This window comes from Erythrobacter sp., from assembly GCF_024305245.1.
Taxonomy (GTDB): domain Bacteria; phylum Pseudomonadota; class Alphaproteobacteria; order Sphingomonadales; family Sphingomonadaceae; genus Erythrobacter.
Window position 1 is genome coordinate 385,790 of record NZ_JAMWYX010000002.1, and the last position, 15,710, is coordinate 401,499.

Annotated in this window: 13 protein-coding genes and 1 pseudogene; all 14 read left to right on the forward strand. The window is 65.8% G+C overall.

Going from position 1 to position 15,710, the window contains the following annotated elements; translation table 11 throughout:
• Nucleotides 1-11 precede the first annotated feature (11 nt).
• Nucleotides 12-1,376 (forward strand): UDP-N-acetylmuramoyl-L-alanine--D-glutamate ligase, encoded by a 1,365-nt coding sequence (murD, locus tag Q0L48_RS04745; RefSeq protein WP_296717864.1) that lies wholly within the window; start codon nt 12-14, stop codon nt 1,374-1,376.
• A complete protein-coding gene (locus Q0L48_RS04750; RefSeq protein ID WP_296717866.1) occupies nt 1,373-2,611 on the forward strand; it encodes an FtsW/RodA/SpoVE family cell cycle protein in 1,239 nt (412 codons plus the stop codon). The genes murD and Q0L48_RS04750 overlap by 4 nt, the downstream gene beginning before the upstream one ends.
• Nucleotides 2,608-3,831, forward strand: a complete 1,224-nt coding sequence (murG, locus tag Q0L48_RS04755) for an undecaprenyldiphospho-muramoylpentapeptide beta-N-acetylglucosaminyltransferase (protein ID WP_296717868.1) — start codon at nt 2,608-2,610, stop codon at nt 3,829-3,831. The genes Q0L48_RS04750 and murG overlap by 4 nt, the downstream gene beginning before the upstream one ends.
• Nucleotides 3,828-5,258: a UDP-N-acetylmuramate--L-alanine ligase gene (murC, locus tag Q0L48_RS04760; protein WP_296717871.1), complete on the forward strand. Its 1,431-nt coding sequence runs from the start codon at nt 3,828-3,830 to the stop codon at nt 5,256-5,258. Before murG ends, murC begins: the two co-directional genes overlap by 4 nt.
• 5 nt (nt 5,259-5,263) lie before the next feature.
• Nucleotides 5,264-6,229, forward strand: a complete 966-nt coding sequence (murB, locus tag Q0L48_RS04765) for a UDP-N-acetylmuramate dehydrogenase (RefSeq protein ID WP_296717873.1) — start codon at nt 5,264-5,266, stop codon at nt 6,227-6,229.
• 22 nt (nt 6,230-6,251) lie between these two features.
• Nucleotides 6,252-7,241 (forward strand): D-alanine--D-alanine ligase, encoded by a 990-nt coding sequence (locus Q0L48_RS04770; protein WP_296717875.1) that lies wholly within the window; start codon nt 6,252-6,254, stop codon nt 7,239-7,241.
• The gene (locus Q0L48_RS04775) at nt 7,219-8,145 is read left to right on the forward strand and encodes a cell division protein FtsQ/DivIB (protein ID WP_296717878.1); all 927 of its coding nucleotides are present in this window, start codon (nt 7,219-7,221) and stop codon (nt 8,143-8,145) included. Before Q0L48_RS04770 ends, Q0L48_RS04775 begins: the two co-directional genes overlap by 23 nt.
• The gene (gene ftsA, locus Q0L48_RS04780) at nt 8,145-9,467 is read left to right on the forward strand and encodes a cell division protein FtsA (RefSeq protein ID WP_296717880.1); all 1,323 of its coding nucleotides are present in this window, start codon (nt 8,145-8,147) and stop codon (nt 9,465-9,467) included. The genes Q0L48_RS04775 and ftsA overlap by 1 nt, the downstream gene beginning before the upstream one ends.
• Nucleotides 9,468-9,593: 126 nt before the next feature.
• Entirely contained in the window at nt 9,594-11,300 is a 1,707-nt protein-coding gene (gene ftsZ / locus Q0L48_RS04785) for a cell division protein FtsZ (RefSeq protein WP_296717881.1), read from the forward strand.
• Nucleotides 11,301-11,388: 88 nt separating this feature from the next.
• Entirely contained in the window at nt 11,389-12,852 is a 1,464-nt protein-coding gene (locus Q0L48_RS04790; protein ID WP_296717884.1) for a tetratricopeptide repeat protein, read from the forward strand.
• A 194-nt stretch (nt 12,853-13,046) separates the two neighbouring features.
• Complete coding sequence (locus tag Q0L48_RS04795; protein ID WP_296717886.1) at nt 13,047-13,538, forward strand: YbjN domain-containing protein; 492 nt, start codon at nt 13,047-13,049, stop codon at nt 13,536-13,538.
• Nucleotides 13,539-13,662: 124 nt separating this feature from the next.
• Nucleotides 13,663-14,466: a pyrroline-5-carboxylate reductase dimerization domain-containing protein gene (locus Q0L48_RS04800; RefSeq protein ID WP_296717889.1), complete on the forward strand. Its 804-nt coding sequence runs from the start codon at nt 13,663-13,665 to the stop codon at nt 14,464-14,466.
• Between the two features lie 138 nt (nt 14,467-14,604).
• Nucleotides 14,605-15,342 (forward strand): Bax inhibitor-1/YccA family protein, encoded by a 738-nt coding sequence (locus Q0L48_RS04805; protein WP_296717890.1) that lies wholly within the window; start codon nt 14,605-14,607, stop codon nt 15,340-15,342.
• Nucleotides 15,343-15,526: 184 nt separating this feature from the next.
• Nucleotides 15,527-15,710 (forward strand): annotated as a pseudogene (locus Q0L48_RS04810) (hypothetical protein); the annotation flags it as partial.

Below are 15,710 nucleotides of genomic sequence, written 5' to 3' on the forward strand. Positions count from 1 at the left end.
GGGCGGGCGGCGTGATCACATCCTCCGTCTTCGCCGGTAAGGGTTACGCGGTGCTGGGGCTGGCGCGTTCCGGCGCGGCCGCGGCAGAGGCGCTGCTGGCAAGTGGGGCCGAGGTGATCGCATGGGACAGGCAGGATGTCGCGCGCGCACCGTTCGAAGGGCGCTGCCGGTTGATCGATCCGCTGGAGCTCGATCTGTCCGGATTTTCCGGCGTGGTCGTGTCGCCCGGCGTGCCGCTCAACACCCACCCCATCGGCCCGCATACATGGCATTACGGCCTGCCGGTGATCGGGGATATTGAACTGTTCGCCTGCGCCCGCGCCGACCTGCCGCCGCACCGCGTGGTCGGTATCACCGGCACCAACGGCAAATCGACCACCACCGCGCTGGTCCACCACATCCTGACGCAGGCCGGTGTGCCAAGCGTGATGGGCGGCAATATCGGCGATCCGATCCTGGCGCAGGAGCCGTTGCCGGAAGGCGGCGTCTACGTGCTGGAGTTATCGAGCTTTCAGGTCGACCTGACCTTCACGCTCGATTGCGATATTGCCGCGCTGACCAACATCACCCCGGATCATCTGGATCGCTACGCCGATTTCGAGACCTATGCCGCCTCGAAAGAGCGGTTGTTCCAGATGCAGGCGAGCGGCACCGCGCTGATCTGCGACGAGGACGCGCCGACGCAGGCCATCGCCGACCGGATCTCTGCCCAAGGCAAGCCGCTGGTGCGGGTGAAGACCGCCGATCTCGCCGCCGCCGGGCTGGCCGACGGTCGCTCGCCCGCGCTTGCCGGGCCGCACAATGCCCAGAACGCCGCCATTGCGGTTGCCATCTGCCGCCAGTTCGGCCTGTCGGAAGAACAAATCGCGCAGGGGCTTGCCACCTATCCCGGCCTGCCGCACCGGATGGAACGCGTATGCGATGCCAAGGGCGTGACCTATATCAACGACAGCAAGGCGACCAACGCCGCCTCTGCCGCCCCGGCGCTGGCGGCTTTTCCGCCTGATCCGGCAATCAACAACGGCGCGCCGCGTATTCACTGGATCTGCGGCGGCTTGCCCAAGGAAGACGGGCTGGGCGCCTGCGCCGACCATTTGGGCAATGTCGCCGCTGCCTATACCGTGGGTGAGGCTGGCCCGATGTTCGCCGATCTGCTGGTGGGGGCCGTGCAGGTCGAACGCTGCGAGCTCATCAGCGAAGCCGTGCGCCGCGCGGTTGCCGCAGCGCGCACCGGCGATGTGGTGCTGCTTTCCCCCGCCTGCGCCAGTTACGACCAGTTCCGCGACTACGAGAAACGCGGCACCCATTTTCGCCAGATGGTCGGCGCGATGACCGGCTGCGACACCGGCCCCGACGGGCGGAGCATCCTGCCATGACGTCGGCCTGGCATTCCGCTCCGTCACCCTCTGCAAGCAGCGCGGGCAGCTATCTTCCGCCTGCCACTGTGCAGCGCCGCTGGCGTGACAATCTGCGGGTGTGGTGGCGCGAGGTCGACCGGGTCATGCTCGGACTGATCGTGCTGCTGATGGCGATCGGCATGATCGCGGTCGCTGCCGCCTCGCCCGCCAGTGCAGACCAGCTGTCAACCGCGAAGGTCACGCTGGATGAATTCATGTTCTTCAAACGGCACCTTGTGTTCCAGCTGATGGGCTTGGCGCTGATGGTGGGCCTGTCGTTCCTGTCGCGCGAACAGGCGCGCAGGCTCGGCATTCTGGTCGGCGCGATCATGCTGGCGCTGTTGTTCGTGGTGCCGATCATCGGCGAGGAGAAGAACGGCGCACGGCGCTGGATCAATGTCGGCACGTCGCTGCAGCCGTCCGAATTCCTCAAGCCCGGCTTCGCGATTATCTGCGCCTGGATATTGAGCTGGCGACTGCGCGATTCCAGTCTGCCGGTGATCGTTTTCGTTACCGGCCTGATGGGGCTGGTCGCAGTGTTGCTGATGCTGCAGCCGAACCTTGGCGATGCCATCCTGTTCGGCGGGATCTGGCTGGTGATGGTGCTGCTGGCCGGCGTGGCGTGGCAGCGCATCGCGGTGCTGATCGGCGGCGGGATCGGCGCGCTGACGCTGGCCTATCTGTTCTACGACAACGCGCGGCACCGTATCGACAGCTTTCTGGGCGGCGGCACCGCTTTCGATCAGGTCGATCTGGCGCAGCGCACGCTCACGGCGGGCGGATGGACGGGCAGCGGGCTGTGGCTCGGCATCCGCAAGATGAACCTGCCCGAAGCGCACACCGATTATATCTTTTCGGTGATCGGCGAGGAATTCGGGCTGCTGGCCTGCGCGCTGATCGTGCTGATCTATGGCGCGGTGGTGATCCGCGCGCTGATGCGGATGGTGGGCGAGGATAATCTGTTCGCACTGCTGGCGGGCGTCGGCCTGATTACCCAGTTCGGCGGTCAGGCGTTCATCAACATCCTCGTGAACCTCAAACTGTTCCCGTCCAAGGGGATGACCTTGCCGCTGATTTCCTATGGCGGATCATCGACACTGGCGGTGTGCTTCACGCTTGGGCTATTGCTGGCGATCACGCGGCGCAATCCCTTCCTCGCACGCGAGGCGGGCGGATTGCGCGAGTTGCTCGAACGCAAGGATACCGGCGCATGACCAGCGAGACCAGAACCGGAGCCTCACGCCATTACGTGCTGGCCGCAGGCGGCACCGGTGGACACCTGATCCCGGCCTTTGCGCTGGCGGCGGAATTGCATGAGCGCGGCCATCACGTCGCGCTGATAACCGACGAGCGCGGGGCTGGCATCCCCGGCAAGCCCGATTATCTCACCGCCCATGTCCTGCCCGCCGGGCGGTTCGGCAAGAACCCGCTCGGCTGGCCCAAGGGCATTGCCGCGGTGCTCGAAGGGCGGCGCATGGCGCTGCGGCTGTTCGAGGCGTTCGAGCCGTCTGCTATCGTCGGCTTTGGCGGCTATCCCGCTCTGCCCGCGCTGCTGGCTGCAAGGTCGGCGGGCCTGCCCAGTGTCATTCACGAACAGAACGCCGTGCTGGGCCGGGTCAACCGGCTGCTGGCCGGAAAGGTCGATGCCATCGCGACCTCGTACGCCAAGGTCGACCGGCTGAAGCCCGAACACGCGCCCAAGGTGCACCTCACCGGCAATCCGGTGCGCGAAGATGTGCTGGCCCTGCGCGCATCGGATTTTCCGGCTTTCACCGAAGAGGGCCTGCTGCGCGTGCTGGTGACCGGCGGCAGCCAGGGCGCGCGGGTGCTTTCCGAAGTGGTGCCCGATGGGCTCGCCATGCTCCCGCCTGCACTGCGTCAGCGGTTGCAGGTGACCCAGCAATGCCGCGCCGAAGACCTCGACGCGGTGCGCAAGCGCTATGCCGAGCATGATATTCCCGCCGAACTCGGCACCTATTTCGTGGATATGCACGAACGGCTGGCCGACACGCACCTGTTCATCGGCCGTGCGGGCGCTTCGACGATTGCGGAACTGACTGCGGTGGGCCGTCCGGCGATCCTTGTGCCGCTGCCGATCGCGACCGACGATCATCAGGCGGCCAATACCCGCGAGATGGTGAAGGCGGGCGGGGCGCGGATGATCCGTCAGGACGCATTCCAGCCCAAAGAACTGGCCAAGCAGATTCAGGCGATGGCGATGAACCCCGGCAGCCTCGGCAACGCGGCCCATGGCGCGTTCAACTGCGGCCGGCCCGAAGCGGCAAAGGATCTGGCCGATCTGGTCGAAAGCATGAGCGGGATCGATCTGATGGACGTGATCCGCGTCGGCGAGGCATCCCCGCGCGCGGCACAGACAGCCGCCCGTCCGCAGCCATCGACCCGCAAGGCCGCCAAAGATCGGGCAGACAGATGAAGGGCGTCGGCACCGATATCGGCACGATCCATTTCGTCGGCATCGGCGGGATCGGCATGTCCGGAATTGCCGAGGTGATGCGCAATCTCGGCTACACCGTGCAGGGCAGCGATATCGCCGAAAGCCCGAGCGTCGAGCGTCTGCGCGCGCGCGGGATCACCGTGCATATCGGCCACGAGCGCGAGAATGTGGAGGGTGCCGCGGTGGTCGTCACCTCCACTGCGGTGCGCCGCACCAATCCCGAAGTCGCCGCCGCGCTGGAAGCCCGCATCCCCGTGGTCCGCCGTGCCGAAATGCTGGCCGAACTGATGCGGCTCAAATCCACCGTCGCGGTGGCCGGAACGCACGGCAAGACCACCACCACCAGCATGATCGCGACGTTGCTAGACGCGGGCGGGATCGACCCGACTGTCATCAATGGCGGGATCATCGAACAATACGGCTCGAACGCGCGGCTGGGCGACTCGGACTGGATGGTGGTCGAAGCCGACGAGAGCGACGGCAGTTTCCTGCGGCTGGATGGCACCATTGCGGTGGTCACCAATATCGACCCCGAGCATCTCGATCACTACGGCGATTTCGACGGAGTGAAGCGGGCGTTCGTGGAGTTCATCCACAATGTTCCGTTCTATGGCGCGGCGGTATTGTGTGTCGATCATCCGGTGGTGCAGGCGGTGATCGGCGAAGTGCGCGATCGCAAGGTGGTGACTTACGGTTTCTCGCTGCAGGCCGATATTTGCGGGGTCAACGTGCGCAGTCTCGACGGCGGCAACACCTTCGATGTGATCGTGCGCCAGCGCGGTGCCGAGGATCGCCGGATCGAAGGCGTGCACCTGCCGATGCCGGGTCGCCACAATGTTCAGAACGCGCTCGCCGCAATTGCCGTGGCAGTGGAGATGGGCTGTTCGGATGATGTGATCCGCACCGGCTTTGCCCGTTTCGGCGGCGTGCGGCGGCGGTTTACCAAGGTCGGCAGCGTCGCCGTGGGCGGCGGCGCGGCGACCATTATCGACGATTACGCCCATCACCCGGTCGAAATCCGCGCCGTTCTGTCCGCCGCGCGCGAGGCTGTGGCAGGCACCGACGGCCGCGTCATCGCCGTCGCCCAGCCGCATCGCTATTCGCGCCTCAGTGACCTGATGGACGCGTTTCAATCCTGCTTCGACGATGCCGACATCGCCTATGTCGCGCCGGTCTATGCTGCGGGCGAGGAGCCGCTGGCGGGCGTCGATCACATGGCGCTGGTCGCAGGCATGAGAGCGCGTGGGCACCGTGCTGCGCGCGAGATCGCCGGGCCGGACGAACTGGCCGAAGTTTTGGCGGGCGAGTTGGCGGCAGGCGACATGGTGGTGTGCCTCGGCGCGGGCGATATCACCCGCTGGGCTGCGGGGCTGGGGCAAGCGATTGCCGGGCAGCGCGGGGCATGAGGGGCATGGTGCAACCCGGTGACGGTTACGAATATGATCACGGCGCGGCACCGACCTGCGCGGTCGAGGGCGGCGTGACCGCGCCGATCCCCCTCGAAGGGCTTCGCGGCAAGCTCACCTGCAAGGCGCCGCTCGCGCCCTATACCTGGTTCAAGACCGGCGGGCCTGCCGATTGGCTGTTCGAGCCGGCCGATCTGGACGATCTCAGGCACTTTCTCGAGCGGCTCGACGGCGAAATCCCGGTGATGGCGCTGGGCCTCGGCTCCAATATGATCGTGCGAGATGGCGGCGTGCCGGGCGTGGTGGTGCGGCTGGGCAAGGCATTTGCCGGGGTCGAGATCACCGGCGACAACGAACTGACCTGCGGCGGCGGGGCGAGCGGCATTCTGGTCGCCTCGACCGCGCGCGATGCAGGCATCGCCGGGCTGGAGTTTTTGCGCGGTATTCCCGGCACGGTCGGCGGTTTCGTGCGCATGAACGGCGGCGCCTATGGGCGCGAGGTGGCCGATGTGCTGCTCAGTTGCGCAGTGATCCTGCACGATGGCAGCTTCATTACGCTGAACGCGGCCGAACTCGAATATTCCTACCGCCACTCCGCCCTGCCTGACGGCGCGATCGTCGTCTCCGCGCGGTTTCGCGGCCACTCGGGCGATCCGGCGGAAATCGGCGCCGAAATGGACCGCATCGCCGCCGCGCGCGAAGCCAGCCAGCCGCTGCGCACCAAGACCGGCGGTTCGACCTTCAAGAATCCGGACGGACACAAGGCGTGGCAGTTGGTCGACGAGGCCGGATGCCGGGGGCTCACGCTGGGCGGTGCACAGGTCAGCGACAAGCACACCAATTTCCTGATCAATACCGGCAATGCCACCAGCGCCGACATCGAAGGGCTGGGCGAACTGGTGCGCGAGAAAGTCTATACGCATTCGGGCGTCAGTCTCGAATGGGAAATCCAGCGGGTGGGACGGCCGTGATGAAAGCGGAACGGAATTCTTCATGAACCTCCCCAAACTCCACGTCGCTGTCCTGATGGGCGGCTGGGCCAGCGAGCGCGCCGTATCATTGTCGAGCGGCACAGGCGTGGCGGATGCACTGGAAAGCAAGGGCCACCGCGTCACCCGGATCGACATGGGGCGCGATGTCGCTCTGCGGCTGGCGGAGGCCAAGCCCGATGTCGTGTTCAACGCGCTCCACGGCGTGCCGGGTGAGGATGGGACGGTGCAGGGGATGCTCGACCTGATGGGGCTGGCCTACACGCATTCAGGCTTGGCCACCTCAGTGATCGCGATAGACAAACAGCTGACCAAGCAGGCGCTGGTGCCCCACGGCATCCCCATGCCCGGCGGGCGGATCGTGACGCGCGAGGAACTGTATGAACGCGACCCGCTGCCGCGCCCCTATGTGCTGAAGCCCGTCAATGAAGGATCGTCCGTGGGCGTCGCCATTGTCACCGAAGGCAGCAATGTCGGCAACCCGATCTCGTCCGATGCCAAAGGCCCGTGGCAGGAATTTGCCGAACTGCTCGCCGAACCCTTCATCAAGGGCCGCGAACTGACTGCCGCCGTGATCGACGGTTCCGACGGCCCGCGCGCGTTGGGCGTGACCGAACTGGTGATCGCGAACGGTTTTTACGATTACGAGCACAAATACACCGAAGGCCGCACCCAACACATCTTCCCCGCCGATCTCCCGCCGGAAATCACCGCTTTGTGCGAACACTATGCAGTCAAGGCGCATCAGGTGCTCGGTTGCCACGGCACCAGCCGCACCGATTTCCGCTGGGATGACGAAGCGGGCGAGGACGGCTTGTTCGTGCTGGAAACCAACACCCAGCCGGGCATGACCCCGCTCAGCCTCGTGCCCGAGCAGGCGGCGCATTGCGGTATTCCTTATGCCGATCTGGTCGAAATGCTGGTGGCCGAGGCGCTGCGGGTGCACGGCAAGAAGCAGAAGGGAGGGCAGCATGGCGCAACAGATCCGGCGTAACGCCTCCACCGGCGTGCGCCGCGCTGCCAAGGCGCAGAGCCGCGCCGTCACCGCTCGCAAGGCGCAAGGCAAGGCCAGCGGCTTCATCGATTGGCTGATGGGGCTGCTCCCGTTCACCGAGGAACAATGGAGCCGTATCTGGCTCGCCATCATCATCGGCGGCGTAGTGGGGATCGGGATCATCATCGCCAACCTTGCAGGCGTGCCAGCGCTGGCGCAGCGCCAGGTCGCGGTGATGGCGTCGGACGCAGGCTTTGCGGTCCGGGGCTTTCGCGTGACCGGCGCCAACCGGATGGACGAGGGCGAGGTCTATGCGCTCATTTCCGACCAGCTGGGCCGTCCGATGCCGGAGATCGAGCCGCAGGCAGTTCGCGACCGGCTCATCGGCGAACTGCCGTGGGTCAGGGATGCGCGGGTTTCGGTTCAGCTGCCTCACACGCTGGCGATCGACATCGTCGAGCGCACGCCTCATGCGGTACTGGAAAAGCCCGATCGGCTGGTGCTGATCGATGCGGGCGGGGTCGAGCTGGAGACGGTCGCCCCCGGCACGGCAAAGGGGATGTTGCGGCTGGCGGGGCCGGGTGCCGGCCAACAGGCGGCACAACTCGAACAATTGCTCGCAGCCGCGCCTGCACTCGCGCCGCAGGTCGAGGCGGCCGAATGGGTCGGCAATCGGCGCTGGAACCTGACCTTCGGCACCGGGCAATTGCTCGCCCTGCCCGAAGGTGAGGTGGAGGCAGCAGGCGCGCTGGTCAGGTTCGCCCGTCTGGATGGGCAGAACCGGCTGATCGGCGGCAAGGTTCTGTCCTTCGACATGCGTTCGCCGCCGCGCCTCTACATGCGCCTGCCGGACGGCGAGAGCGCGGGGCCCAAAGTCGCCGCCGCTGCGGGAGGATCGCTGTAATGGCCTCGCGCGCGACCGCTCAACGCCGCCTTGCCCGCACCTTTGCGGCGGTCAATATCGGGTCGTTCCGCATCTCGGCGATGGTCATGGGCGAGACCGAGAACGGCGGATTGCAAGTCATGGGCTCCGGTCACAGAGCCAGCGCCGGGATCAAACGCGGCTATGTCACCGATATGGCGGCGGCCAGCCACGCCATCCGCGATGCGGTGGAACGTGCCGAGAAAAGCGCCGGTATTCAGGTGCGCAGCGTGTGGATCGCCTGCGCCGGGGCAGGGCTCGCCAGCAATGTCGTATCGGTCGATATCGAGATCGGCGGACGGCGGATCGAGGACGAGGATGTCGAGCAGCTGCTGGTCCACGCTCAAGACATGATCCAGCCCGACGGGCGCACCGTGCTGCATGCGCAGCCGGCGCATTATACGCTCGACGGCGCGCACGGGATCGCCAATCCGCGCGGGCTGCACGCCGAGCGGCTGGGCGTCGATATTCACGTGATGCTGGCTGACGGCGCGCCGGTGCGGAACCTGACCGAAGCGGTGCAGAATGCGCACCTGATGGTCGAAGGCGTGGTCGCCGCGCCGCTGGCAGCGGGCCATGCCTGCCTCAGCCTTGAAGAACGCGAACTGGGCGTGGCGCTGGTCGAAATCGGCGCGGATGTCACCAATGTGGCAGTGTTCGCAGGCGGAATGTTGCTTGGGTTGAAGGCGCTGCCGATCGGATCGGCCGACATCACCGATGCTATCGCGAGTGCGTTCGGCATTCGCCGCTCGCAGGCCGAACGGTTAAAATGCGTGGCAGGTTCGGCAATCGCCAGCCCGGCCGATCATCGCGAACTGATCCCGGTCAACGGGCCCAATGATGCACCCGATGGCGCAGCTGCTGGGCCACTCGCGCGCGGGGCCGACGACAAGAACCGGATCGTGCGCGCCGAGCTGATCTCGGTCGTCACCCAGCAGCTTGCGGTGCTGACCGGGGATGTCGGCAAGGCGTTGAAGGAAATGGGATTTGCGGGCAGCCGGGCAGGGCAGGTCGTGCTCACCGGCGGCGGGGCGGAACTGGCCGGTATGGCCGATTTCATGCAGGGCGCGCTCGGTCAGCCGGTGCGATTGGGACGGCCGCCCCAGCTTGTCGGCATGCCCGAAGCGCACCATGCGCCGGGCTTTGCGACGCTTGCCGGATTGTGCCTTTATGCCGCGGAAGACCCGGTCGATATCCGCGCTGTGGGTGGCGGGCGTGCTGCGGCATATCGCGGCACGGTGCGCCAAAACGGGTGGCTCGATCCGGTCATGCGGCTGATGCGGGCGCTCAAGGAGAATTTCTGATGAGGGCGAGCCCTGTGGATAAGGGCGCGCCACCTATCAAAAGTGACCGATTATTATGTCACAGAGGTGATAAGTTGGCGGGACGAGAATGAAAATTCCGCTACTCCCGCTTTGGAGGACAAGCTGATGAGCATCAATATCGGACCTGCCGCAACGGACGACCTGCGCCCGCGCATCACCGTGATCGGCATCGGCGGGGCGGGCGGCAACGCCATCGCCAACATGATCGCAGCCGAGATCGAGGGCGTCGAGTTCATCGTCGCCAACACCGATGCGCAGGCGCTGAGCACCTCGCCGGCCGAAAAGCGCATCCAGCTGGGGCCGGATATCACCGGCGGCCTTGGCGCAGGCGCACGGCCCGAAGTGGGCAAGGCCGCAGCGGAAGAAACCGTGGCCGATGTCGAACAGGCGCTCGAAGGCGTCAATATGTGCTTCATCGCGGCAGGCATGGGCGGGGGCACCGGCACCGGTGCCGCGCCCGTTATCGCCGAAGCCGCGCGCCGCATGGGCGTGCTGACCGTGGGTGTCGTCACCAAGCCGTTCCTGTTCGAAGGCACGCGCCGGATGCGCGCTGCCGAGGCCGGGATCGACGAGCTGCAGAAGCACGTCGATACGCTGATCGTCATTCCCAACCAGAACCTGTTCCTGATCGCCAAGGCCGAAACGACCTTCAAGGAAGCGTTCCAGCTTGCCGACGAAGTGCTGCAGCAGGGCGTGCGCTCGATCACCGATCTGATGGTGATGCCGGGCCTGATCAATCTCGACTTCGCCGACGTGCGCTCAGTCATGAGCGAGATGGGCAAGGCGATGATGGGCACCGGCGAGGGCGAGGGCGAGAACCGCGCATTGCAGGCGGCCGAACAGGCGATCGCCAACCCGCTGCTCGACGGAGTCAGCATGGCCGGGGCCAAGGGCGTCATCATCTCGATTATCGGCGGCGAGGACATGCGCCTGCTCGAGGTCGACGAGGCCGCCAACCACATCCGCGAACTGGTGGACGAAGACGCCAACATTATCTGGGGCAGCGCCTTCAACCCCGACCTCGACGGGAAAATCCGCGTTTCGGTGGTCGCCACCGGGATCGAACAGAGCGCCGCTGGCCATGTCGAGCGTTCGCCGTCGGTTTCGCTCGGCGCATCGCGCGCGCCCAAGCGTCCGGTGCTCGAACTGTCCGAAGATGAAGGGCTGACCGAACTGCCCGAGGAAGAGGCCGAAACGCCTGCGCCGATTGCGTCGCTGGCCAGTGCCGGCTTCACGCTTACCCCGCCTGACATGACATCCGAAGAGCCCGCAGCCGAGGAGGAATCCGACGGTTCGGCGCCGTTCGATCTTACCGGCATGCAGGCAGGAGACGACATGGGCGACGATGGCGACGATGTCGACGGCATCGTCGATCCGCTCGCCGGGTTGCGTAGCGACGATGATGAAGCCGATCCGGAGACGGCAATGGCCGGGGATGATGAAGGCGAAGAGGACACGCTGCTCGACCTGACCGGCGATTATGCCGAATATACCGAGGAGCAAGAGCCGCAGGGTGAATCTGCGCAGGACGATCTGCTCTCAAGTGCCGATCGTCTCGCAGCCGATGATCTTCCGGTGACCGCGCGGCTTGGCGGTGGTCGCAGGCGCGCGCTGCTGGGCGGCGCTGCTGGCGACGGCGACAGCAGCAGCAGCAGCAGCAGCGGCGGCGGTTCGTCCGGCGGCAGCACGCTGTTCGAACGCATGGCCAACCTGTCGCGCAGCACTGGCCGCGATGAAGAGGACGAGGATGATGGCGAGGATGGCCCCGCGCTGAGCATTCCGCGCTTCCTAGATCGCAATCGCAATCAATAAGGCCATCCGGCGCGCGTGCGGTGCCGTTCGCCGCGCGCGCGCCCCCGGCTCGCTGGCAAAGTACCCCAATCACGCTAGGTCTCGCCGCGTGACGAACCGTTTTCATGCTCTTCGATTATCGCTGGGTGCCGCAGCTTGTCTCGGCGCGTTGCCGGTTGCCGCACTCGCGCAGGAGGTCGTCTCGCGCGAGGTTGTGCAACCGCTGCCGAGCGAGGAAGTGCAGCGCCTCAACCGCGCGCTCGTTGCGCTTGCGAAAGCGCCCCGCGATCTCGATGCGCTGGTGGAGGCGGGAACTGCAGCGCTAGGCATCGGCGATGTCGATGCGGCCGTCGGCTTTTATGGCCGTGCGGCGGAGATCGACCCAAATCATCCGCGCGTCGCGCTCGGACTGGGGTCGGTTTATCTGGTCTCGGGTCGCCCGGGCGAGGCCATTCCGCAATTCGATCGCGCGCGTGCGGCGGGCGTTCCCATGCGCGAAGTTCTGAGCGATCAGGCGCTGGCCTATGATCTTGTGGGCGACCAGCAGTCCGCGCAGGCCGCCTACACCCGCGCGGTCGAGCTTGACCCCGGCAATGACGAAGCCCGTCGCCGCCTTGCGGTGAGCCATGCCATCACCGGCAACCGTGCCCGCTTCGAAGCGGCGCTGCGCCCTCTGCTCGACAAACGCGATACGGCTGCCTTTCGCGCCCGCGCTTTCGGCCTCGCCATTCTCGGCGATCAGGATCGTGCGACAGCCATTGCGGAGCAGGTGATGCCGCGTGATCTGTCCAGCCGGATCGTGCCGTACCTTGCCTACATGCCGCGTCTTACTCCGGCGCAGCAGGCCGCTGCGGCCAATCTCGGGATATTCCCGCGGGCTGCGGATATCGGCCGAGAGGATCCGCGGCTGGCGCGCTTTGCGGTCGAATCGAAGGTCGATAGCAGGCTGGAGCCGGCCGGACCGCCGCTCGGCGCCCGCGCGCAAGCACCCGCGACGTCTGTGGCAGTAGCGCCTGTGACACCTGCTGCGGCTGCGGCAACCGGAACCTCTCCTGCGCCTGCGCCTGCGCCGCTGCCGGTCGTGGCGACAGTCACGGCGGGTGCAACGCCTCCGCCGTCCGCCCCGATCGCGGCGCAACCCGCACCGCAGCCCGCGCGAGTCGCCGACGCTTTTGCCGATTTCGGCGGCGATGCCTTGCCCGATGCGCGCGTCGGCGCAGGCGCGGTTGATCTCACGCGGATCGCCATCCGGCGGGAAGCGCCGCCCCCGCCGCCCAAGCCCAAGGAGCCACCCAAGCCGGTGCATCCCAGCCGCGTGTGGGTGCAGGTTGCCACCGGCAAGAATGCGGGCGCACTCGGTTATGACTGGCGCCGCCTGTCGCGCAGCGGCGGTGATCTGCTGGCAAAGCTGAAGCCGCACACCACCCCGTGGGGCGAGGCGCACCGCCTGCTCGCCGGACCGCTCGACAATCGCGATAAGGGGCAGGCACTGGTGCGCGAGCTTAAGGCGAAGGGGCTCGAAACCTTCCTGTATGTCAGCCCTGAAGGCGAGGAAATACAGCTGGTTAAATGATTTTTTCCGGCTCTCCCCCACAATCTTTGCACAGGCTTTGAACAAGCTAGGCAGGTTCTCCCCAACTGCCCCGACGCCGCGCATTGCCAAGCCGCCCCTCGCACGTCCATTCGTTCGTCGATGATTGCAGCACAGCACCTTTCACTCGCCAACCGGCCCTTTTGCCGGTTCACCCCCCGATGAGGGCGCGTTCGATGGACTATTCCGAACAGGACGATGCGGCACCGGTGGAGATGCTGGCGGCGCTGTTCGAAGCGCGCGGCTGGCCGTGCGAGCTTGTGTCCGACGACGAGATGAGCGGCGAAGTGCAGGGCAGCTGGGCCAATTACCAGCTGCGCGCGATCTGGCGCGCCGAAGACCGCGTGCTGCAATTCCTGTGCCTGCCCGATATCCGCGTGACCGAGGACAAGCGCGCGTCTGCCTATGAACTGCTGTGCCTCGTCAACGAACAGATGTGGCTGGGGCATTTCGATATCTGGTCGAGCGGCGACGTGCTGCTCTATCGTCACGGTGCATTGCTGAGCGAAGACGGGCGGCTCACGCTCGATATGGCGCAGGCGCTGGTCGAATGTGCGATCGACGAGTGCGACCGTTTCTACCCCGCATTCCAGTTCGTGCTATGGGGCGACAAGAGCCCGCGCGCCGCGCTGGAAGCAGCGATGGTTGACGCGGCGGGCGAGGCCTGAAAGGCTAAGGGCAACATTCGCTCACCCGTCCGGCCCGATCCCATCGCGGCCATGTTTTGCGCCAATTTCACAGGTCGCGAGGAAGGACGGGGCTTCGACAGGCTCAGTCCGGACGGAATATTTCATGATCAATCAGCTTCTCATCATCGGTTGCGGCAATATGGGCGGGGCAATGCTCGCCGGGTGGTTGGCCGCAGGCGTCGATCCGGCGCGTTTTGCCATCCTCGATCCCGCGCTGCCGGAGGCTCCGGAAGGTGTGGCGCTCTACCGCGAGGCGGCCGATGCTGCGGCGGCGGGCGCGCATGATGCAGTGATGCTCGGCTTCAAGCCGCAGCAATTGCGCCAGCTGGCTCCCGGTCTTCAGGAACTTACCGGCGGGGACGTGACCGTGTGCTCGCTGCTGGCCGGGATCACCTGCGCGCAGCTGGCCGAAGTATTCCCCGCTGCCAAGGGCCATGTGCGGGTGATGCCCAACCTTGCCGCGCGCATCAACAAGTCGCCCGTCATCCTGCTCGAATCCGGGTTGGACGAGGGCGCGCGCGATGATTGTCTGGCGCTTTACGACAAGCTGGGAACCGCGATCTGGCTCGACGATGAAAGCCGGTTCGATCTGGTCACTGCGCTCGCCGGATCCGGGCCGGGCTTCGTTTACCGCTTCATTGATGCGCTGGCCGGAGCGGCCGAGGAATTGGGTCTGGACCGCGCCTCGGCAGAGCAGCTGGCGCTCGCAACCGTCGACGGGGCATCATCGCTGGCAGCGGCATCGGATACCGGCCCCGGCGCGCTGGCGGACCGCGTTGCGAGCCCGGGCGGGATGACCCGCGAAGGTTTGAATGTGCTCGATAAAGACCAGGCTCTGCACCGGTTGCTGGTGGCGACCCTGCGGGCCACCCGCGATAAAGGCGCCGAACTCTCGCAGGGTGCGTAAGATTAACCGGTGTTAAGCTGAACGAATTGCGCGCTTTGCAATCCGGTTTCGCTTGAAAAGCGCGGGCGAAACACCGATATTCGCCAACATGGAGAGCGCGGCCTTTCGCGCTTCACTGAAGGATCAAGGGTTTTCGCAATGGCTGACTGGAATGACACTTCGCGCAATGCGCAGCGCTTCGGCTCGGTGCCGCGTGCCGGTGGCGATGTCGCCGGTTATGACGAGGGTCTGCGCAAGCACATGCTCTCGATTTACAATTACATGTCTTCGGGCGTGCTGCTGACCGGCATCGTCGCGCTACTGGCGTTCACCAGCGGTACGGCGGAAGCGATCTTCACCGGCGGTATCCTGCGCTGGATCGTGGCGCTGTCGCCGCTCGCCATCGTGTTCGCGATGAGCTTCGGCGCCAACCGCTTCAGCACCGGCACCCTGCAGCTGATGTTCTGGGGCTTTGCCACGCTGATGGGTCTGTCGCTGTCGTCGGTGTTCCTGGTTTACACCGGTGGTTCGATCGCCACGACGTTCTTTGCAACCGCTGCGGCGTTCGCGGGGCTGTCGCTGTGGGGCTACACCACCAAGAAGGATCTGTCCGGCATGGGCAGCTTCCTGATCATGGGCGTGATCGGCCTGATCGTCGCGATGGTGCTGAACCTGTTCCTGCAGTCGCCCGCGTTCCATTATGCGATCAGCTTCATCGGCGTGCTCATCTTCGCCGGTCTGACCGCCTATGATACGCAGCGTCTGAAGGCCGAATACCAGTATCTGCGCGGCACCGAATTCGCAGGCAAGGCCGTGGTTCTGGGCGCGTTGAGCCTGTATCTGGATTTCATCAACATGTTCCAGTTCCTGCTCACCTTCCTCGGCAACCGCGAGTAATCGGAGAGCCGTCACACGGTTCGCCTGATTCAGGTGTTGAAATATCGAATGCCCGGGGCCTTTCCATAGGCTCCGGGCATTTGCTTTGTTAACCGTCCCGTCTATCCCTCCGGCTTCAGGCTGGAGCAAGGCGAAGCCGGGCATCATCGTCCAGCCAGAAACAGCAGGAGAGGTTGAAGCACCCATGAGCGTGGCCCCGCAGCATTTATCGACGTCCGCATCCGCCGCGCGCCAGAACGAGCGTGTGCGCCGCACGCCCTTCGGCCTTGTGATCACGGCGGTTGCCGCCGGTGCGACGCTGCTCGCTGCCTGCGCGACGCCTGCACCGCCGCCGCCTCCGCCACCCCCGCCGCCCCCCCCTCCGCCAG